The organism is uncultured Microscilla sp., assembly GCF_947493425.1.
Taxonomy (GTDB): Bacteria; Bacteroidota; Bacteroidia; order Cytophagales; family Microscillaceae; genus Microscilla.
On the sequence record NZ_CANLRP010000010.1, the window covers coordinates 1 to 22,186 of the forward strand.

General features: G+C 40.2%; 16 protein-coding genes and 1 pseudogene. 10 read left to right on the plus strand and 7 right to left on the minus strand.

Going from position 1 to position 22,186, the window contains the following annotated elements:
- The 3 genes and pseudogenes from Q0954_RS04770 to Q0954_RS04780 all read left to right on the plus strand — a co-directional run.
- A pseudogene (locus Q0954_RS04770) lies at positions 1–450 on the plus strand (hypothetical protein); the annotation flags it as partial.
- 238 nt (positions 451–688) lie between these two features.
- The gene (locus Q0954_RS04775) at positions 689–1,876 is read left to right on the plus strand and encodes a WG repeat-containing protein (RefSeq protein ID WP_299454350.1); all 1,188 of its coding nucleotides are present in this window, start codon (positions 689–691) and stop codon (positions 1,874–1,876) included.
- 141 nt (positions 1,877–2,017) lie between these two features.
- Positions 2,018–3,289, plus strand: coding sequence for a WG repeat-containing protein (locus Q0954_RS04780; protein ID WP_299454353.1), 1,272 nt, complete (start codon positions 2,018–2,020; stop codon positions 3,287–3,289).
- A gap of 107 nt (positions 3,290–3,396) precedes the next feature.
- On the opposite strand, the gene Q0954_RS04785 is transcribed toward Q0954_RS04780, so the two are convergent.
- From Q0954_RS04785 to Q0954_RS04800, 4 genes are all read right to left on the minus strand, one after another.
- Positions 3,397–5,037 (minus strand): DUF1501 domain-containing protein, encoded by a 1,641-nt coding sequence (locus Q0954_RS04785; protein WP_299454356.1) that lies wholly within the window; start codon positions 5,035–5,037, stop codon positions 3,397–3,399.
- Between the two features lie 44 nt (positions 5,038–5,081).
- On the minus strand, positions 5,082–6,713 hold the full coding sequence (locus Q0954_RS04790; protein WP_299454359.1) for a DUF1800 family protein: 1,632 nt from the start codon (positions 6,711–6,713) through the stop codon (positions 5,082–5,084).
- 367 nt (positions 6,714–7,080) lie between these two features.
- On the minus strand, positions 7,081–7,893 hold the full coding sequence (locus Q0954_RS04795; RefSeq protein WP_299454362.1) for an SDR family oxidoreductase: 813 nt from the start codon (positions 7,891–7,893) through the stop codon (positions 7,081–7,083).
- 207 nt (positions 7,894–8,100) lie between these two features.
- Positions 8,101–8,694, minus strand: coding sequence for a DinB family protein (locus Q0954_RS04800; protein ID WP_299454365.1), 594 nt, complete (start codon positions 8,692–8,694; stop codon positions 8,101–8,103).
- A gap of 66 nt (positions 8,695–8,760) precedes the next feature.
- Here Q0954_RS04800 and Q0954_RS04805 point away from each other — a divergent pair, with 66 nt between their 5' ends.
- Positions 8,761–9,828, plus strand: a complete 1,068-nt coding sequence (locus Q0954_RS04805) for an AraC family transcriptional regulator (RefSeq protein WP_299454368.1) — start codon at positions 8,761–8,763, stop codon at positions 9,826–9,828.
- A 273-nt stretch (positions 9,829–10,101) separates the two neighbouring features.
- A complete protein-coding gene (locus Q0954_RS04810; RefSeq protein ID WP_299454372.1) occupies positions 10,102–10,551 on the plus strand; it encodes a hypothetical protein in 450 nt (149 codons plus the stop codon).
- Between the two features lie 112 nt (positions 10,552–10,663).
- Here the strand turns inward: Q0954_RS04810 and Q0954_RS04815 are convergent, their stop codons facing one another.
- Positions 10,664–12,799, minus strand: coding sequence for an adenylate/guanylate cyclase domain-containing protein (locus Q0954_RS04815; protein WP_299454374.1), 2,136 nt, complete (start codon positions 12,797–12,799; stop codon positions 10,664–10,666).
- Positions 12,800–13,200: 401 nt separating this feature from the next.
- Here Q0954_RS04815 and Q0954_RS04820 point away from each other — a divergent pair, with 401 nt between their 5' ends.
- Both Q0954_RS04820 and Q0954_RS04825 read left to right on the plus strand, forming a co-directional pair.
- Complete coding sequence (locus Q0954_RS04820; protein ID WP_299454376.1) at positions 13,201–13,587, plus strand: hypothetical protein; 387 nt, start codon at positions 13,201–13,203, stop codon at positions 13,585–13,587.
- Between the two features lie 28 nt (positions 13,588–13,615).
- Positions 13,616–14,512 (plus strand): alpha/beta hydrolase, encoded by an 897-nt coding sequence (locus Q0954_RS04825; protein ID WP_299454379.1) that lies wholly within the window; start codon positions 13,616–13,618, stop codon positions 14,510–14,512.
- 84 nt (positions 14,513–14,596) lie between these two features.
- Here Q0954_RS04825 and Q0954_RS04830 read toward each other — a convergent pair whose 3' ends face one another.
- The gene (locus Q0954_RS04830) at positions 14,597–14,944 is read right to left on the minus strand and encodes a GNAT family N-acetyltransferase (protein WP_299454382.1); all 348 of its coding nucleotides are present in this window, start codon (positions 14,942–14,944) and stop codon (positions 14,597–14,599) included.
- Between the two features lie 4 nt (positions 14,945–14,948).
- Positions 14,949–15,902 carry a CorA family divalent cation transporter gene (locus tag Q0954_RS04835; protein ID WP_299454385.1) on the minus strand — a complete coding sequence of 318 codons (954 nt, stop codon included), beginning with the start codon at positions 15,900–15,902 and terminating at the stop codon, positions 14,949–14,951.
- 660 nt (positions 15,903–16,562) lie between these two features.
- On the opposite strand from Q0954_RS04835, the gene Q0954_RS04840 reads away from it, so the two are divergent.
- The 3 genes from Q0954_RS04840 to Q0954_RS04850 all read left to right on the plus strand — a co-directional run bounded on the left by Q0954_RS04840 (position 16,563) and on the right by Q0954_RS04850 (position 22,153).
- On the plus strand, positions 16,563–17,774 hold the full coding sequence (locus Q0954_RS04840) for an RtcB family protein (RefSeq protein WP_299454388.1): 1,212 nt from the start codon (positions 16,563–16,565) through the stop codon (positions 17,772–17,774).
- Positions 17,775–18,084: 310 nt separating this feature from the next.
- Positions 18,085–21,066, plus strand: coding sequence for a CHAT domain-containing protein (locus tag Q0954_RS04845; RefSeq protein ID WP_299454391.1), 2,982 nt, complete (start codon positions 18,085–18,087; stop codon positions 21,064–21,066).
- 607 nt (positions 21,067–21,673) lie between these two features.
- On the plus strand, positions 21,674–22,153 hold the full coding sequence (locus Q0954_RS04850) for a hypothetical protein (protein ID WP_299454394.1): 480 nt from the start codon (positions 21,674–21,676) through the stop codon (positions 22,151–22,153).
- Positions 22,154–22,186: the final 33 nt, after the last annotated feature.

A 22,186-nucleotide genomic window follows, 5' to 3' on the forward strand; every position in this document is an offset into this window, starting at 1 on the left:
AAAAGGTTATTTGGTAAAAATGTCCCCATTTTGCTGGATTGGTATCATCTCGAACATAAGGTTAGGCAATATAGCAGCAGGTTGGGTTTGACTAAAGATGTCAAAGAAGCTCATATTGACGAAATGCTTGCCTATTTGTGGAATGGGCAAGCTAAGGAAGCGCTTATTTATAGTGATGTAATGATAAACACCAAGAGATCCAATATTTTAGAAGAACTTCAAAATTACCTGTATAAACACAAAGGTGAAATATGTGATTATGGAAAAAGACAGGCGTTGGGTAAAACCATTGGCTCGGGAAGAGGAGAAAAAGCCAATGATATTTTAGTCGCACACCGACAAAAAAAGAAAGGCATGAGCTGGAGCCAAAAAGGAAGTCAAGCATTGGCTATCCTTAAATCACTTGAGATAAACCAGAAATGGGAGATATACTGGAGTACCATCACTTAATATTGTACAGAAGGATCTTTTATATTGAATACACACCAGATATTTACCCACCAGGTACTCCTCTGCTAAAATACTTACTTACAAACCATTACCTCTTGTAATAATTGCAACTAACTAGGTCGAATATGTGTCTTAAAGACAAAACATGTTGTATATTTTGCAAACAATATTTCAGCACAACAAAAACGGGCGATGTAACTCCGTATGATCGTAAAAAATTTATTAAACATTCAAATTAATGCAGTACAAAAAATACAGTGGCAGGCTTTTATACATGTTACTTTTTCAAGCAGCAATCATTTGTCAAGGCTTTAGCCAAACTTATTACCCTTACCGAAAACACGAATACAGACACACCAAAAAGTGGGGGTTTGCCGATAGTTTAAAAAGAATGGTGATTTCGCTTCAATACGATCAAGTAGACCCATTTAATGACGGAGTAGCCAGGGTAAAAGTTGATGGTAAATACCGGTTCATTGATAAGAGGCAACGATTTATCAATGACATAAAATATGATTACGCCACAAACTTTGACAATAAACGGGCTATAGTGAGGCGTGGTAATGGATGGGGGGTAATAGACAATACAGGTAAGCCCGTAACAGCATTGATGTATGACTATGTCGCAGGCTTTAGAAATGGCTTGGCAATTGTAAAGTACAATAGCAAATACGGGTTTATTAACTATGAAGGCAAACTTGTTATCAAACCTGAGTATGACTATGTACACCCTTTTGGCAAAAAGTATACAGGCGTACAAATCAGAGGTTTTTGGGGGTTTATCAATAGGCAAGGTAATATCGTGATTCCGACAAAGTACAAAGATGTAAGCAATTTTAGTGAAGGGTTGGCGTTGGTAAAATATGAAAATCTCTACGGGTTTATCAATACCGAGGGAGAGCTTGTAATTAACTACCAATTCGATGCTGCAGTAAGTTTTCGTGAAGGTCTGGCAAGAATAGAAAAACGAGGATATTCAGGCTTTGTAGATAAACAAGGTTGGCTAATCAAGCCTAAGTATATGGGAGTAGTCAGCTTTCGTGAAGGTCTGGCAAGAGTAAAAAATGCGGCATTTTGGGGTTTTATAGATAAACGTGGCGACACAATCATACCCTTTAAGTATGAAAAAGCCTCTAGCTTTTATGAAGGGTTGGCAGGTGTTAAAAACGGAGGAAAGTGGGGGTTTATCAACAAAAAAGGAAATATGGTGATTCCTCAAAAGTACGACAAAGCAGATGTACCCCGCAATGGTTTGATTAGGGTGAAGATGCAGGGAAAGTGGGGGTTTATCAACAAAAAAGGAGAAGAAGTAATTCCTATTAAATACGAGTTTGTCAATGGTTTTAAATATGGACTTGCCAAAGTAAAATATAAAAACGAATGGATTTATATAGATAAAAATGGTACGGAGTATGTAGATTATTGAAAAGCTCAATTTGTATTTGTATTATTGTATTTTTAATACACAGGTGTGTCAAAAAATAAAGCAATGGCACGATTTTTTACTACTGGAAATACATTAATTGTATTTTTCTAAGAGTAGGCATTTCGCAAGACTTAAGATGTCATGATGAGTAAAATTAGAAAAGCGTTCATTTGTATACTAGTAGCATCATTTGCATGCACACTAACCGCAGAAAATGGGTTTGCGCAAAAAAACACGAAAAACCCGGCTAAAAAAGATACCACCAAAAAGAAAAAACCTCTTTTTGTGGTTATCAAACCCTCATTAATTCCTTTCCGAAAAGACTCCTTATGGGGGTATGCTGATACCAATAAAAGACTAAGAGTAAAGCCTCAATATTCAGAGGCACTTCCTTTAGTAGGTGGAATGGGCAGAATCAGAAAAGGTAAAAAATGGGGTTTTGTCAATAAACAAGGCAGGGTCACTATTCCTCCAAGATACGACCGGGTCAATGATTTTAAAGGCAATGTGGCGATGGTAGAGTCTAACCTTAAATGGGGCTTTATTGATAAACGAGGTAAAGTAGTAGTGCCTATCAAGTATGATTTTGTCTATGACTTTAGCGAAGGGCTCGCTGCCATTGGGCTTAACGGAAAACTGGGTTTTGTAAACAAAAGAGGGCAACTGGTAGTACCCACTGTTTATGACGGAGCCAGCAGTTTTAACGAAGGGCTTGCTGCTGTAGGTAAGATTGTAAATGACCAGGCTAAGATGGGTTTTGTTGACAAACGAGGCAAATTAGTGATAGGTTTTAAATACGAAAATGTTTACGACTTTAACGAAGGACTGGCGCTGGTTTATCATAATGGTAAATGGGGCTATATCAACAAAAAAGGCGTTGTTGTAATTCCAATGCAATTTGAACTTGCTTATGACTTTAGCGAAGGCTTGGCAAAAGTAAATAAAAATGGTAAATGGGGTTTTATTAATAAGAAAAACCGCGAAGTAATTCCATACAAATATGACGAGTCATCGCATAGTTATGGTACTTTCAAAGATGGTATCATTAGAGTAAGGTTGAATGGTAGAGAAGGTTGGATTGATCGTAGAGGTCGTGAAATGGTAGCGTTGAAATACCGTGATGCCAATGACTTTAGCGAAGAACTCGCTGCCGTAAACTACAATGGTAAATGGGGGTATGTAAATAAAGTGGGACGGGTAAGAATTCCATTGAAGTATGACAAAGCCCAAAACTTTAGTGAAGGCTTGGCTGCAGTAAGGTATCGAGGCAAGTGGGGATTTGTAAACCATAGAGGGAAAGTAATCATTCCTTTTAAATATTCAAGAGTAAAGAGTTTTAAAGAAGGCGTAGCAGAAATTAACATTGGCGGTAAAAAAGGATTTATTGACCGCAAAGGCAAGCAGTACTTTTAGCCTTACCTCTTAAAATATACATCAAAAAACGGACGCTCTGTCAAGGGCGTCCGTTTTTTATTGCTTTTATTTTTTGTGCTAAAAATAAATCAGATCTATTTTATCCCTTACTTTACCACCAACATTTTTTTAGTCTCCACTGTTCCCCCTGCTTCTATGCGATAAAAATACACACCAGGTACTAGTCGCGAAGCATCAAACTGCACCCTAAAATTACCTTTCGGATGATTTTTATTGTCTACCAATACCTGAATCAACGACCCTTTACGGTCTATAACAGATAGCCTCATCGCAATATCATTGACCAGATAAAACCTGATGGTGGTAAAGTTGGTGACTGGATTAGGTATATTTTGGTACAGGTAAAATTTAGGCAGGTTTTCGGTGGCACTTCCTTTAAAAGCTTGATTGATAATGGGCTGTTCTTGTCCATTGGCACCAGTAATCGGGTCATACTTTTTCAGCAGGTGGTCTTCCAACTGCGCATCGTTCACCGAGAACCAATCTTTCAATACCGAAGTATACACCTGGCGATAGTCATATTGTACTTTTAAGTTACCACCACGGTTCAAACTGTTCAAATTGGCATTGTCCCCAATCACTCCCCCTTCGGCACCATTGCCAAAAATAAACATAGGAGCCGCCGTGCCATGATCAGAACCATAACTGCCATTGGAACGAACTCTGCGCCCAAACTCTGAAACCGTCATTCCTAATACTCGATCATCTTGTTTTAAGTTTCTTAAATCGGTGAAAAAGTCGCGCATCGCCGTAGAGAGGTGAGAGAGCAATACGGCGTGCCTTCCGGTATCGGTAGCCCCTATTTCTACTTGTTGGCTATGCGTGTCGAACCCACCCAATTGTACCATAAATACGCGGGTTTTAGAGCCTCCCGCAATCAATCGGGCGATAATTTGGAGTTGCCGTGCCAATCCATTGTTTTTGCTTACGCCGATGGGGGCATTGCCCGGAAACTCCAAACGATAGTCTATGGTATTATTACCTTTGTCATACACCTCTTTCACTCTGGCAGCATATTGATGTGCCTTTTCATTCATTTGCTTCAGGTAAGTCAAACTTTTACCATAATTGGTATTAACATCAAGATTGGAAGCCAAAGTAGAACGAGTACCTTTGTTTACCAAGTCAAAAAATGAGTCAGGCGTACGAAAAGCAATGCTGGTAGTAATTCCTTCGTTGCGACTAAAACCAATAGAAGACTGGGCACCTATTTCAATGGCCAGCGGATCGGGCATTTGATCGGTGGGATAAGCCAAAGGATAGTCTGGAAATGCATCATTCAGGTAACGTCCCATCCAACCCGACCCAGTAGGGTTGGAGGGATCTCCTGCGGTCAGCCACAAGTCACGCCCTTTGAAATGAGACAATGACATATCGGGATAGCCTACATTCTGAATAATCGTCACTCGCCCTTCGTCATACATTTCTTTGGTATCACGCATGACAGGGTGTAGCCCAGTGCGACTGGTAAGCCCCCATAGTTTTTTTTCGGGCAGGGCAAGGTTACTTCTATAGTTATAATATTGGGCATATTGGTCCATAGGCACAATGGTATTGAGTCCATCGTTGCCTCCCGATAAGAAGACCACTACAAGGATGCGATCTTCTTTGGTACCCTGGGCAGCTAATGTGGTAAGGTAATTTGACAGACCCAGACCGTGGGCAGGCATACTACCTATAAAGGCAGAAGCTCCCGCCATTGTTTTTATAAAGCGTCTTCGTCTCATATTGTGTATGTGTAGAATATTTTAAATCAAAATTTAGCAGGAGTTTAGTACAGGTGGTATTCTTCCAGGCGAAACAAGGTCACCAGCATAGTTTCTAAACGAGTGGCAGCTGTAGCCTTATCGTTTTGCCATACTGTACCCCAATCGCTCCCCAAGGCACTACTCAATGCAGTTAGTTGTTCGCTGCTTAACTTTACCGGAAACAAATAATCACAGAGTTCTTGTACAAGAGTAACAGCACTGGTTACATTCGTGATATTACCATTGGTCACACCATTTTGAATATAAGTGACTGCATCGAGCTTCAGGGTTTGTGTACCAGTTTCGGTATTGGTATTATCAAAAATTTGCACGCTCACTCCTTTAGACAGTTCGTCAGAGTAACAAAATCTCAATGGCAAAGTCAAGGTAGTGATCCAGTCCTCATGATAAATGGGTGACTGATGGTATGCTTTCCATCCGGCTACTTCGGGTGGGTCATAGAGCTTTTGCTGGAGCTCTTCGCAATAGCGGCGCAACTTGTTAATAAAACTGTAGTTTTCAAAAGTATTGGCAGCCCCCAGGTTTTGCCCAAAGTGACGCACAGTACCTATGATAAAGTCTACCGGGCTTTTAATGATGGCTCCTACTGAGCTGGCTACTTCATAAAAGTGAGCACTTTTAAACAAATTATCCAACACAGGCTTAAGAGCAAAGTTATTGGCAGTCATCACCGATGCCATTTGAGGAATGATGTTTTGCTCTACGCTGTCGCTGATTTTTGGGTATACAAAAAAACGATACAAAGAGCGACACAAATAAGTAGCAGTAGCACTTTGCGCAAAAATCATATCAATCATATCGTTCAGCTCGTTGATACCATCGGCACCACTCCTACCTGTAATGGTCTGGTTATTAAACTTATCGCTAAACGTTTTGTTGTTGGTGTCGTGCACCCCTTCCCTAAACTCTGTAAAAGGGGGCAAAGTACCACGTTCGGTAGGCTCAAGATAAGTATGCCTAAATCCAGTAAGTACTCTTGCCGCAGTAATGACGTCATCTTCAGTATAAGTAGTATAGTCACCTTCGGCTATTTGAGGTCCTTTGCCTATAGTATACAACTCAAGCAGCTCTCGCCCAAAATTTTCGTTTACCCTGGTTTTGGTATTCAACCCTCCATCTAAGAATAACAGCATGGCGGCATCTTTTGACATTCTCACCGAAAACTCTTTGAGGTTATATTGCCCAAAGGCACAACTGCGATAGAGTTTGTTTTGATGGTATAAAAATGGGAAGGCCATTCCATTGTTGGAGATAATGGTGGTAAAGTGTACATGCAACCACAGGGTGACTTTTTCTATCACTGTTTGTTGAATGTCGGGGTCTAGCATACGACGCACCCACCAGGAAATCACATATTCCCGACGTTTGTCGTTAGAGGTAGGTGGTGGTGAATCCTGATCGACCGTATAGACTTGATCTAACCCCATGGCGTTTCCTGAGGGGTCGAGCGGGGGGGCAGGGTGAGTAGGAGTGCTTTGTCCCATCTGACCAAGCAATTGATCAACAGCAGCATCTACTGACCCAAGATCAAGGTAGGTTTTCACCTCTTGCCGATTGGGAAAAACAGAGGCTCTGCGAAGTAGGTGAGCAGCCGTTTGGGTGCTCCACGTTCCGGTATACTTTTCTAAACTCATAGCAAACTTTGTCTAAGCAATGTTGTGTAGGTTTACCTTCAATATATCAATATAAAAACTAGCATTTAGGATATGTGCCAAGCTGAAGAAATTCAATCGAAATAACGTAATGTATAGCTACTAAGATACAAGATATTGGAAACGAACGCTAAGGATTTTAGAAAACATCAGACAAAGTACGTTACAGCAACCTGATAATAAACCACTTATGTTTAATCTCATGTAAGTTTTATATAAAAAAAGCGTGTTGAGTTTTCTTACTCAACACGCTCATATCACCATAAGACTGCACAAAAGCGCCTTTGATCATTTTTAGCAACTTGAACTACTTGTACTAAATATCAATGCTTGATTAACGTACTCAAGTTTATTTACTCATTTTGTCAATGATGCCATCGGTGATTCCAGAAGCAGAAAATCCACCATCATGAAACAAGTTTTGCATGGTAACCATACGGGTAAGGTCAGAAAACAATGAAATAACGTAGTTGGCACAATCTTCTGCCGAAGCATTGCCTAGTGGCGACATTTGGTTGGCGTACTCATAAAAGGCATCAAAGCCATCTATGCCAGTGCCCGCAGTAGTTTGGGTTGGCGACTGAGAAATGGTGTTTACCCTTACTTTTTTGCTGGCACCATAACGGGCTCCATAGCTACGGGCAATAGACTCCAGCACTGCTTTTGCCTGTGCCATATCTCCATAAGTGTCAAAAGTACGTTGGGCAGCAATGTATGACAGCCCCACTACTGAGCCATATTCATTGATAGCGTCCATTTTTTCGGCGGTTTGCAACATTTTATGAAACGATAAAGCCGAAATATCCAAACTCTTTAAAAACCAGTCATAATGCAGGTTTCCATAGTCACGCCCTTTGCGCACATTGGGGCTCATGCCTATAGAATGTAGCACAAAGTCTAGTTTCCCCCCTAAAGCCTCTATCGACTTCTTATACAATGCTTCTATGTCTTCTACTTTGGTGGCATCTGCCGGAATTACTTCTGTGTTACAAGTCTCTGCCAACTCGTTAATTTTCCCCATACGCAAAGCTACCGGAGCATTGGTAAGTATAAACGAAGCTCCTTCTTCTTTAGCTTTGAGGGCTACTTTCCAGGCAATTGAGTTTTCGTCTAAGGCTCCAGTAATAATGCCTCTTTTCCCTTTTAATAAGTTATATGCCATATTCCTGTCTTTTGGCTCAAGCTACGTTGTTTGTGTGTTTGCCCAAAATATACCAATCGGCGAAGCAAACAGGTAGTAACTTAAGTAAGTTATAAAGAATTGTTTATCTGATTTTGTATCCAACTGATGGACGTTTTTAACTCTCTAAATAACGATCATTTTACCAAAGTTCAAAATAAGGGATGGCCTAACAAAAGCAGGCAAAAGTTAATCTGCCGAAGCAGCAGTAGTAAAACCACAAGTAGTAGCTACCCTTTGGGCTTGTGCCATGTGGCGTTGGTTGTGTGCTACTACAAAGTGAATGCAATCTCCCAGACGAAGTTTAATCAATGGATGCAGAGAAGTGCGGGTTTTGAGTTTGTTTAAATGCACATGCTTAGCTTGCGCTATGAGCTGGATTAAAGTGTGTTGGTGCTGCAAAAACTCCTGATAAATATGCTGGGGAGAATGTAGACTGATGATGGGTTCAAATTTTTTCAACGTACGGGCTTTTTTTATGGGTATGCCTGCCTCATCGAGTTTTACCGTATTGATTGATAACCTACCCAACCAACTGGAGTGTACTTGCTCTATAGGCTTTTGGTAAGCAACAGGAGCTTGAGCCAATACCCGTTCGATTTCAGCATGGTAAAAACGAGCGTAAATATTCAAGTGCTCCAGGCACTCTGCCATGCTCCAGCTTTGCACAGCAGGAGGCTGTTGCCATTGCTCGTTGGTCAGGTTTTGCCAGTCTTGTTGCAACGTTTGTATGATTTGCCCGGTAGTAGTGTGTACATATTGATGCCAATTTTGTAGGGTCATTGTTATATAGCGTTAAGTTTGTTAAATTTATTCGTACAAAATTAGCGGAAAACAACATTGCAGCCTGTGACCCAACAAGACAAAAAAAAGACCATGCACGACAAAAGCCTGCCCCAATACCGTACCCTGATGACCATTATTCGTGATTTGGTGCTTGCCGTGACAGAACGAGGGCACAACCAACAAGCATTTTGTCAGCGCATAGGACTCACCCAAAAAGAATTGCAACAAGACAGTGCCTGGGTAGACCTGGAAACCGGGCATCGAGTATGGCAAGCGGCACTAGAAGTCACTCAAGACCCTTACCTGGGCTTACACATTGGGCAAAAAAGCAATGTATCGGTGGTGGGCATGGTAGCTTACCTTATTCAAAGCTGCCCTAATTTGCTCACTGCATTTAACAAAATGTGTAAGTACAACGCTGCCTATACTACAGTATTTCACTATGAAACCGAAGAAAAAGCACCACACGAGGTTTGGGTTCATTATACCCCTATACACGAGTGGACGAGTAGATACCCAACTACTGCCCAACAAGCTATAGAAACCAGCATGACGCGCACTTGTGCCATGCTGCGACTACTATCGGGTAAGCATTTGGCACCAGTTCGGGCTTTTTTTAACTATCCACTTCACAAAAGTGCAGTAATATATAAGCAATTGCTTTGCGAAAAAGTGTATTTTGAACAGGCTCAAAACAGTTTAGTATTTACCTGGCAAGACTTACAGCAACCAGTACTTACTGCCAATGCACTACTACACGAACATTTTGAGCAACTTGTCAAAGAGAATTTGTTCACCAAAAAACCGCAAGAATGGGTAAAAAAGGTAAGGCAGGTTATTTTAAACCAACCTATCAATCACCCCCCTTCGTTGCATCAGGTAGCTCAAGCGCTTCACCTTACACAACGGTCGCTACAACGTAAGCTCAAATACGAAGGCCATACTTTTTTGGCTACTGCCAATGACATACAACAACAAAGGGCTATGCATCTGCTGCGTCAAACTCAACTCAATGTATCTGAGGTAGCTTATATGCTAGGCTACGCCGAACCCAGCGTTTTTAGGCGGGCTTTTAAACGTTGGACAGGGAAAACACCCAAAGAATACCAGCAAGGCTTTCTCCCTTCTTAAGGTAAGTACCGTATATTATATTCAGTATTAAAAAATAGGAGTGTACGAAGTCTTGTAATCATCTGATAATAAGTATTTTGCAAAGGTTAAAGCGAACAAAAACAAGGTTGTTTTCACTTTTAAAAGGTGTTTTATACGCTCATTTTTGCTCTTTGCTAGGGCGACCACAAGGGTAGCCCCTACAATTAACACCTTGATTTATATGTAAATACCTGTATATCAGAGATTTTAAAAACTTCGTACAATCCTAATTAAAAAATTTAAAACCTAAATATGAGAGAATTAGCAAGAGTTTTTGCGTTGTTTTTTATGTGTTCGGTGGCAAGTGCCCAAACCACCTCTTTGAACACTTTTACGATGAATGGGCATGGTGGCTTGAAAGACTGTATTGAAGAAGTAGCATACAACATAAGTCCCAACGGACAGGCTTTTACCAAAACTGAATACAAGGAGGCCTTGGTATACATGCTCAAAACAGGTAGCTGCAGTTACAAAGGAATTAAACTCTATGGCAAGGTAAAGTTTGTAACTTCGTTTCCGGATATTAAAATTCAGTATGTAAGTTCATTTCCCGACATTAAGGTACAGTTTGTAGACTCGTTTCCGGATAAATGTGGCAAATGGAAAGAGGTAAGTTCATTTCCCGATTTTAAGGTAGAAGTGGTGAGTTCTTTCCCTGATCTGAAAGTGCAAAAAGTAACTTCTTTTCCTGGGATGAATTAAGTTTATTCGATTTATTATTTCAAAAGCCAGGCACATAGCACTTACCCAACAGGCTTGGCTTTGTTTATTTTACCACCTGATGTGCCATAGTCAGCCACGTTTCCAGACTTGACTATTTGGGCTTTTCCACAAAGTACATATCTACATTTCCTTTATTTTTAGCGTTAATTTTTCCCCGGTACTCACACTGAAAGTGATCTTTGATCAAGGCATAGGTGTCGCCCGATATATTTACTTTGCCTGCCTCTCCTCCCGACTCCATTCTTGACGCAAGGTTTACCGTATCGCCCCAAATATCATAAGCAAATTTTTTCTTGCCCACTACCCCCGCAATAATTTCCCCGGTATGAATCCCCAAACGAAGTTCCCACACGGGCAATCCTTGTGCCTCTTTGTCTTTTTTCCAATGTACCATAAACGCTTGCATTTCAAGCCCGGCTTTTACAGCATCTACCGGGTTGGTTTGATTGGCTAAGGGAATTCCCCCTGCTGCCATATAAGCATCGCCAATGGTTTTTATCTTCTCCAGGTTATGCTTCTCCAAAATTTTATCAAAGGCAGTAAAGCAATAGTTGAGTTCTTCGATGACTTCTTGTGGAGTAATCTTTTCGGCAAGCTTGGTAAATCCTTTAAAATCGGTAAATAATACCGATACCAGGTCGTAATGCTGAGGGGTAGCATAGCCTTTTTCTTTGAGCTCGGTGGCGGTTTGCTCAGGCAAAATGTTCAACAACAACTCGTCAGACTTGGCTTTTTCTTTTTCAATCAATGTATTTTGCTGCTGGATAAACTCGTTTTTTTCGCTCAACTCGTAGTTCGACAGTTCTACCATTTTATTTTGGCGGCTAATTTGGTCATTCAACTCCGCTAGATTATCCCTTTGCGCTTCTATTTCTTCTTTTTGTTGCTCTATTTCTGCGGTGCGTTCTTTTACTTTCTCTTCCAGTTTGCGGTTGGCATTTTTTTGCATTTCAATCACTTCTTCCTGCGCCCGGTGTTTTTCATCTTCTATCACACGAATGCGTTGCCCCAAACCCAATGAAAAGAACAGTATCTCCAAAAATACACCAAACAGGCTAAATACATACCAATTGACCATTACAGGAATTTTCAACGAAGTAAATATAAAAGGAATAAGGGTAGACAAACTTAACAATAAGGTACCAGCTAAAAAGAATAAAAGCACCTTGTTTTTGGGCAAGCGAAGGTATAGCATGACCAAAATAACAATTAACAATATATCTCCCAGGGCATTAGTATAATATACAATATTGGCAGCCAACGGGCGATTAAAGCTGCTCGCCAAAATGCCCACTACCCCTACCAACAATACCAAACGTAAGGCAATCCAAACCGAAAATATTTTATCAACTAAAGGAGCGGTTTTTCTTGTATTGAGAAAGTAGCGACTAAACAAAAAGTAAAAAATTTCTACAGTCATACCAAACACCACTTCTATATAAAAGGCGGCCAACGGTGAGTTATCAAGAAAGTAATCGGTCAGAAAACCACCTTCCGATAAATTGGCAATGGCAATGGCTAATAAATAAAAAGTGTAAAATAGATAGGTACGGTCACGGGTGGGTATAAAGATAAATAAATGATACAAAAGCATTATCCATAAAATACCCTGAAAAACACCCTGCAACAGGTTGCGTAGGGTGTTTTTTTGATAATACTGGGTTTGAGCAGTCATAGGCACCGCAAGTGCCATATTAAACACAGGGGATGTATGATCTATGCTTTTGAGCTTGACATAAAGCACTACCTGTCTGTTGCCAAAAAGAGACATTTGCACTCCCGCTCGTTTAAACGGAATGTTGTCTGTTTCATTCCCTGACCGAAGACTCCCACTTTTTTTGAGAAAGTACTGTTGTTGAATGTCAGGTACATAACACTCTATAAAATTTGCTCCTCCTATATTTAGAAACCAGTCAGTGTCCCAGTTGAGTTTATTTTGGATCACTACCCGCCCCCAATAAGTACTGCCAGGGCGAAGGTTTTGCCCAGGTTTAAACAATTGGTACTGAGGCTGTATTTGGGCAGAGGCTGCTTTTTTAAACCCTATTTGGTTGGTGGTATCTTCATAAATATAAAGATAAGGGGTAAGGCTTTGACTCTTGATGGTTTCTAGTTGAAAGGCTGATACTTGTGTTTGGGCGTGGGTGGTCTGAGATGTTCCCCATAGCACCCACAAAAAGAGCCAACCCTTCAAAAAAAGACGGTAATTGATGTAAAATAAATGCATGATATGTGCTAAAATACTCAAGTCAAATGGTACAACTATGGTAGTAATATATTTAGTACTTGGCCAAGTATTGAGATTTAGTGAAATAGTAAAGTTCGCCTTTTGAACTCCAGTGCACACCAGCACGTGAATTTTTCACAACAAAGAAAGGCAACACTATTCCATAAATATATCCTTAAATTTGGTCTTGACTGAGTACTAATAACCTTTAGAGTTTGGCTATTTATTTTAATTCTTTCTACTTGGATTTACCAATATAGTGATTCCCTCCGTTTTTTAAGTGACCTAAACGAATTATTAATTAGATGGGTCTAAAGTGTATGCATAAACCCTATCCAATTATGTATACACTCAGATATTCTTTGAGCGTAACGTATAATCTATAAAAAAATAATTAGGCAATGTTAAGATTAAAAAAACTATTTTTTGTACTTGTTGTATTAGCAGTTGCTAACACAGCAGGCTATAGCCAGGAGCTTTTGGCCACCAAAGATTGCGATTTCAAGGTAATGATTGTGAAAGGTCGTTATTTGTTTGGCAAGGCTTTTCTCAAAAACGAAAAAATAAGGCGAACTAAAGTGAAATTTACAGATAAGCTGGTGAAGGTAAGGGTACCCTATGGCAAAAAATCTATGCTATTGGCCATAGAAAACACCAATTGCCGGGCTTATTGTCCCAGGGCAAAACGCATTCGTCAACTTCATTCAGGCGATGAACGTTTATTAATCAGGTTATTAAAAAAACGAAAAAAAAGCCTTGTGACACAACTTAAGGCTTGTAATTTTTAAACAATATTCAAGAGTTTTTATCAGCACAATGCCCAGTATTAAAAGTCATTTATATAAAGTTGGCTTATTATGGATGAAAGCCAAACGCAAAGGTCGCCCTTTTACTCTGCAAGAAGGGAGATTATGGTTAGAAAAAGCAGGACGAAAGTTTCCTGCACCTCCCAATACATCTATTACTCCTGTATCGGCACATGGCGTTCCCTGCGAATGGATTGATACACCATTATCTGATACCCACAAGGTGACTTTGTTTTTTCATGGAGGAGCTTATGCGGCAGGCTCGTTGCACTCACACCGAGGGTTGGCTAGTCGTTTGGCACGGGCAACGGGTAGCCGGGTGCTTTCGGTAGATTATCGTTTAGCACCCGAACACCCTTTTCCTGCGGCTATCAACGACACAGTTACTGCTTACCAATGGTTGCTCAAGCAATGTAATGCTTCACAAATAGCTCTGGCTGGCGATTCGGCCGGAGGTGGGCTGGTACTGGCTACTTTGCTTAAGCTCAAAGAAGATCAACTTGAGCTCCCGACAGCAGGGGTTCTTATTTGTCCCTGGCTTGATTTGACTTCTCAAAACCCCGACCTGAACAAGTTGGCCAGCCGTGACCCCATTTTGTATAAGTCGGGGCTTCACAGAGCAGCACAAATGTACGCCAAGGAGCAAGACCTGAAAAACCCTTACATTTCTCCTCTATTTGGTAACCTATCGGACTTGCCACCTTTGCTGGTACAAGTAGGAGCACTGGATATGATTTCGGTAGATGGCATAGCCCTTGCCAACAAGCTCAAAGACATAAACGAACAGGTACAGTTTGAGCAGTGGAAAAATATGGTACATGTATGGCACTTTCTGGGCGACAAGCTTCCTGAAGCTACTCAAGCAATGGAGCAAATCGGTCAGTTTGTAAATACTCACTGGCACTAAAATAATGAGGTGGTCTCCCAATTTTATTTTGAAACTTTCATGCCCTGTTGGGAAACCATCAATTGTGCCCGCTAAATTGTAACCTTACTTGAGGTAAAAATCTTTTGCCTGAAAGTCGAACGTATCGAGCATTGCCATGGTAGCTCCTTTAGCTTGAGCCACTTGTTCGATATGAGCAATTAGTTGACCACCAATGCCTTGGCTACGGTAATATTCTGACACCCAGAGCACTTTTATTTCTAGCCCGTTCCAATAACCAATGCCACCCAACACACCTCCCAATGTATTGCCATTACTATCTGTAGCCACAAATTCCAGTGGAGTCCACATAGCCGCTAGTGGAGGCACTTGCCGTAAATTGTAAGCATTCAATCCCTCTAAAACTTGTTGGATTTGTTCAGGGGTACATGGGGTAATATGGATTGGGCTCATTTGGTCAAAACCATTTTTTACTTTTAAAATACAGTAAGGGGATCACAAAGCTAAGCACAATGCCCAGCAATGCCAGCGGGTAACCATAACTCACCTTGAGTTCAGGCATGTTGGTAAAGTTCATTCCATAAATGCCGGCAATAAGGGTGGGCAACGAAATACAAACCGTGATGATAGTTAGTATTTTAAATATGTTGTTTTGCTCCAGTTCTATCTTAGAGTTTACATTGATTTTGAGGTCATTGATTCGTTCAAAGTTATTGGCAACGTGCTCGGCTATTACGTTCAGGTCTTTGATTTCGATGGAGAGTTTAGATACAATTTTGTCATTTTCAGAAAACCGTTTCCTCAGCAAAAGAATAATGCGTTGAAAGTTAGAGACTGCTTCACGAATAAGGAAGTTGTTGAAGTTATTTTTGGTGAGTGCATCTAAGTCTTGTTCAGTAAATTGCTTGGGTTGCAAGGTATCATAAAAGGTGTTTTTGATTTTATCTGAAATAGACTCTACTACATCGGCAAAGTAGTCGGTAATCACGCCTACCTGAAACACAAACAACTCTTCGTGCGAGTTGAATTCAAGTCGGTCAAAATCGTAGCGGTATTTAGTAAGTAAATTGATGGCTTCTTCCATGCTTGCCGACATAAAAGTAAAAAAAATATCGTCTTTGATAATAATGTGCATATTTTGCTCTTCCATGAGGCTTTCGGCCGCATAAGAAGGCACTGTAAAAGTAATAGAAAGTTGGTTGTGTAAATCCATATAATGCGAGCTGATCTCTATGTCTTCTTTTTTATTAAAGACCCCCAAATGCAAACCATATTTTTGGGCCACACTTTGTAATTCTTCTTGGGTGAAGTCAATCAATCTGATATTAAAAATTTCGGCAGAAGATGCCTCAATATCGTCTACTGATGTTACTTTTTTTGCCCTAATGTCTTTGTAAAATACTTCTATCATTTGAATCTTATTTTTGTTGTAATAGTGTTCACCTCGTTTACGCTCCACAAGGCGACACGAGCTGAGAGTTAATATACAAGGTACCTGTTTTTTTTACAAAGATAGTATAATCTCAGGCAAGTCATTAAAGGGTTTGCGGGTCACAAAATGCTATAGCACAATTTTTTTCAGTGTTTTATAAAAAATATTTACAACTACGCACAAACATTGCGCAACACCAAAATACCTTTGTAAGGTTATCAAAATTAAGTGTTGCCCAATGTGAGCCGGCAACACCAGATGCATTGCCCCACGAGGCAAAAGTCTGTAATCAGGCTATGGTACTTCTTCCTTCTATCTTGTCTTTTAAACAAACTCCAGAGGTACCGCTTTCCTGATTTTTATTTGATTACTAAACAAAGAGGTGTGTATATAAGAGCTACTTCGTTAAAAACAGCTGTTTATTGAACATGACTCTTTTCATATAGCAAATAACTCATTTAAATAAGTAATGCAGTCAAAATAACTTCCCCATTTTAACTTTATATTTTAGTCGCTATACATCGTTGAAAAATAGCCTAATAGCGCTGCTATTAGCCGATTTTTCGCCTTGTCTAGCGGAAAAATATTTACTTAAATTTGCTGACATTATTTCGGCAACATTACTAATAATTGAACACTATGAAAAACTTAAAAATATTCGGTCAAGAAATTATCGACGAAAACTCTATCAATCAGATTAAGAATTGTCTGGGCGAAGAAGATTTAGGCGTATTAACTGCCGATGCTCATTATGGGTATGGGCACCCTATTGGGGGGGCAGTGGCTTATAAAGATAAAATATCTTTGTCAGGGGTAGGTTTTGATATTGCCTGTGGAAACAAAGCCGTACGTACCAATGTAAAAGCAGCTGATATGGATACGGCTAAGGTAATGGACGAAATTTTTAAACAAATAAGTTTTGGGGTAGGGCGAACCAATCGTGAAAGAGCCGACCACCCTATTTTGGATAAAATTGCCCATGCCGATTTTGAACCGTTGCGTGATATGGCAAAAATGGCAGGAGAACAATTGGGTACAGTAGGCAGTGGCAACCATTTTGTAGACTTGTTTGAAGATGAACAAGGCTATGTATGGGTAGGTGTACACTTTGGCTCACGCGGCTTTGGGCACAAAATTACTACTGGGTTTATTGCTATGTCGCAAGGAAAGGCATTTACCGAAAGGGGAAAAGAGGGGGGCATGGACTCCAAGCCGATTTTGTTTGACACTACTACTGATTTAGGGCAAGCTTATACTTATTGTTTAGGACTGGCAGGCGAGTATGCATACGCAGGGCGCGACTGGGCAGTAAATAAGGTGCTGGAAATTTTGCAGGCCGAAAGCACTTTTGAGGTGCACAATCATCATAATTTTGCCTGGGAAGAAGAACATTTTGGAGAAAAATACTGGGTAGTGCGCAAAGGCTGTACCCCTGCGTTTCCGGGGCAACGTGGTTTTATTGGTGCCAACATGTATGATACATCAGTAATTGTGGAAGGAGTAGACACTGCTGAATCTAAGCAAGGCTTGTACTCTACAGTACACGGGGCAGGGCGGGTAATGTCGCGGACACAAGCTGCCGGAAAGAAAAAATGGATTAGAGATGATAGAGGTAAAAAACGCCCAACTATTGTAAAACCAGGTGTAGTAAATTTTGGGGCAGTACAACAACGCATGAAAGACAAGGGTATTGAGCTACGTGGGGCAGGTGCCGATGAAGCCCCAGAATGTTATAAAAGACTAGAGGATGTCATTGCTTACCAAGGCGATACCATCAAAGTACTGCACAAACTGCACCCAATTGGAGTAGCTATGGCAGGTGCTGAGGTGTTTGATCCTTATAAAGATTAAAGTTACAAGCGTCAGTAGCTTATCTGAACTCACAAACTATTCAAATAGTATTGATAATCAATACCTCACTGAATAGTTTTTGTGCTTTAGAATAGGATGACCTTTATCCACAACACAGCACTTCTATATTTTGAAATTATACGCTACGTGCGTTTTTCCATCCATTTTTCACTATTTTTGATCAATCATAATGAAGGAGCTTATTTTGCCTACTGCCTGACAAGTAGTAGCAAAATAGTCAACTCATTACCAAACCTCTACCTACTATTACGTTTATATAAACCGATCAAAAACTTAATTTGTAAACATCATGCACAACCTTTTACATTTTTGTAGATTTACCTTCATCCTGAGTATCCTAAGTTGGGGATTGCTCAACTCGCATCAAGCACAAAGCCAGATAAAGATTGGTAAACTTGTCAACAAGGACAAGTTAAAAAACAACCTTGCCAGAAAGCTACGCACCAATTGGGAAAAGCGCCTCAAAAAACTAAAAGAAGATTTTAATAAAGAAAGTTTTAGTTATGCCATTGCTTTTACCGACAATGCAGGTTTTTATGAAGACAAACAACGGTTTGCCCGCTATCAGCGATTGAGCAACAATATGGTAAAGCTCAGAGATAACCTTAAGCAAATGAGCTTAAAAGACCTCAAGCGACTGGCAAAAGATGAAAATAAAACGGGCTTGGAAAAAGCCCGGGAAATGAGGACTAATAGCAAAGAGATGATCCGGGCGAATGGTCAAAAACCCGAAGCACTGACTGAAATAGGGCAAATGGCGTTTTCAAGCAACAAGTTTAAAATTGCGGAGGATGCTTTTACTAAGGCAAAAAAGATATATGATAAACGTGGCAAAACCAATGATGAACGCTATAATAAATTATTGAGTAATATTTCGTTGTTATACCACACTACCGGGCGTTTTAACGAAGCAGATGAATATACCACCCGTATGGTAGAGTTAAATGCCAAACAGTATGGCAAAACTCACTCGGCGTATGCCTCAGCATTAAACAATCGAGCAATGCTGTTGAAAGACTTGGGAAAGTATACAGAAGCCGAGCGCCTGATAGACCAGGCAATGGGTATTGTAAGCAAAAACGAAGGGAAGAATAGTACACCTTATGCCATCATGACGAACAATAAGGCTATATTATATCAAACCATCGGACGCTATACCCAAGCCGAAAAACTACTAAAAGAAGCCATTACAACCTCTGGTAAGTCTATGCGGGAAGGTGCTACCTTGTATCAACGGTTTTTGATCAATCAAGCCTTGTTGTTTCAAGACATGAAACGCTACGAAGAGGCTGAAGCTATTTACAAAAAAGCCATTAAACGCAAGCAACGTCAATGGAAAAAAAACCACCCCGACTATGCTTATATGCTCAACAATCTGGCAGCTTTGTATGTAGAAATGGGCAAAGATAGCGAGATAGAGCAGTTGCTTAAACAAGCGCAAAAAATATATGAAAAAAAGTTTGGCAAAAAACACCCTGGCTACGCCGCTACTATCAGTAACCTGGGGAATTTTTATCGAGCACAAGAAAAGTATGATCAGGCTAAACCCTTATTGCGGGAAGCATTGGTAGTGCGCGAAACTTTGCTGAGCAATCAACATCCGGCTTACGCCGAATCACAGGAAGACCTGGCAATACTCCATTGGCGTATGGGCAATGTTTCGCAGGCAGCAATACTTTACCGTGAAGTACTTAAAAGATCAGCCACATTTATAAATAAATATTTTCCGGCCATGAGTGAAGCCGAAAAGGAAAAATATTGGAACAAGTTGCGCCCTACCTACCTAAGGTTTTATGCATTTGCCGCCGAAAACCACCCCAAAGACAATCGCTTGCTCACCGATATGTTCAACTATCATTTATCTACCAAGGCTATTTTGCTGAGCAATGCCAACAAAATACGGAAACGTATACTAGGAAGCAGCAACCAAAAACTCATTGATGATTATAAGTATTGGCTCGATGTAAAAGAGATACTCGCTAAGTTGTACACTTACTCGCAAGCAGACCTGGAAGCACAGGATATCAACCTTGATTCATTGGAAAAAGCCGTCAATAAGATGGAACGTGACCTATCTAATCGTTCGAAAGACTTTTCGGGAGGAGTAGGTGACAAAACCATTGGTTTTAGTGAAGTTGCCAAGGCATTGGCTAACAATGAGGCAGTGGTAGAAATGGTTCAGTTTTATCAGTTTAAAAATAACTTTACCAACATTGTGTATTACGCTGCATTGGTAGTAACTCCTCAATCAACCTCTCCCAAAATAGTAGTACTCAAAAACGGTGATCATCTGGAAACCCGTTACTTGAAATATTACCGCAATACTATCAAAAACAAACTTCAAGATCGCTACAGCTACAAAAAATACTGGAGCGAGATAGAGCCATTGCTCACAAAAGCAAAAACGGTATATATTTCACCCGATGGCGTATACAATCAAATCAACCTTAACACTTTGCAAAAGCCCAATGGTAAATACCTGATAGAAGAGCAAAGTTTTATTGTATTGACTAACTCTAAAGATTTGATTGGTCTCAAAAAACGAAAGCCTTTAAGTACCAACCGACAAGCAGTATTGGTGGGGTTCCCTGATTATGGAAGCGCCGGAAAAATACCCGCATTACCTGGCACCAAAAAAGAAGTAATTACCATTGAGGGTTTACTCAAAAGTTCAGGCTATAGTACACAAAAGCTGATGGCAAAAAAAGCTTCTGAAGAGAGTGTAAAGACAATCAGCGATAAACAACCCAAAATATTGCACATTGCCACCCACGGGTTTTTCTTGAAAGACAAAGACTTAAGTGGTAACAAGTTGTTTGGAGTAGAAATAGAAAAGGCCAAAGAAAATCCGCTGTTACGCTCAGGGCTCATGCTTGCCGATTCGGAGAAAGCTATGGACAATAGCCTGAAAAACAAAGAAAACCAAACCAATAACAACGGAATACTCACCGCTTATGAGGCAATGAATATGTCGCTGGATAAAACAGAGTTGGTAGTATTGAGCGCCTGCGAAACTGGGCTGGGTGATGTAAAAGCCGGAGAGGGTGTCTATGGATTGCAACGCGCTTTTCAGGTGGCTGGTGCCCAAGCTTTGATTATGAGCTTATGGAAAGTAAGTGATGCCGCCACTCAACAATTGATGACCTTGTTTTACAAAAACTGGCTTCAGTTAGGCGATAAAGCAAAAGCATTTAAAAAAGCCCAACTTCAACTCAAAGCCACATTTAAAGAACCTTTTTATTGGGGAGCCTTCGTACTGATTGGTAGCTAAGTAAATAGCAGTAAGCAATTAGCTATAAGCTACAAGTAAAGATAACTCTCTCATAATATGATAGTTATACTTTCATATTAGGTATATTTAATTTTGTCTTGGTACATAATGCAGTCAAAATAACTTCCCCATTTTAACTGTATATTTTAGTCGCTAGACAAGGCGAAAAAATATTTACTTAAATTTGCTGACATTATTTCGGCAACATTACTAAGGAATTGTTCAAAAATAAATTTACACTCTGAGGGGTGATTTTTCGCCTTGATACTTCGTTATTTTTATTGCCCGTAGCGCTGCTATGGGCGCAAAAAATAGCCTCGTCTCAAAACAAAACCTCTACCTCAAGAATGGTAATTTAATTTCTCACCATTCCTAAGCAGGGCAAAACCAGAAACTAATGCCTTGCGTTTGATGACTTTTTAACTAAAACTGATGGTTTAACAGCAAATATTAAAGGCATTAGTTGGGCTCAACACCAGACAAATCATTACATCTACTTGAGATTTACTCGTTTTAACAATAACTTCACTCCCACACACTGATTGGTGTGGGAGCTTTTTTACCTCGCTTTTACAATGTTTTTCAAAACTTACTTATCAAGTTCTTAATGGCTTTTGACTTTTCTTTATGGATTCACGCAGGTGATAACACTGAGCAGGTAGGCACCTTTTTGCATACACATACATCCATTGAAACCAAGCTTAACCAATACAACTTGCACCTACAAACCCACAAAAATCACCATTTGCTCAAAACAGACCAAGTAAGCCAAGTGGGGATTAGATCGTTACAAGATGCACACGAGATGTCTTTGATTGGATTTGAATTTCTCAAAATTTTGCTCAAAGCACCGCCGTTTCATTATGCGATGGTAGGGTTGGGGCTGACAAAATGGAGGGATTTGCACGAGTTTTTGCCTTATCCCAAAGATTTGTTATTGACCAAAGGTTTTGTAGTACGCGAAGATATTTATAATAAAATGGAAATCTCTGCCGACACCGACCAAAGCTTCAGATCTGATATAGGTTTTTTTCGAAACGGATACCTCTGGATTCCTTATATAGGTGAATGGGAGTTTCCTTTTTAACAAAAAAACGCCTGACCAAAACGGTGGTCAGAC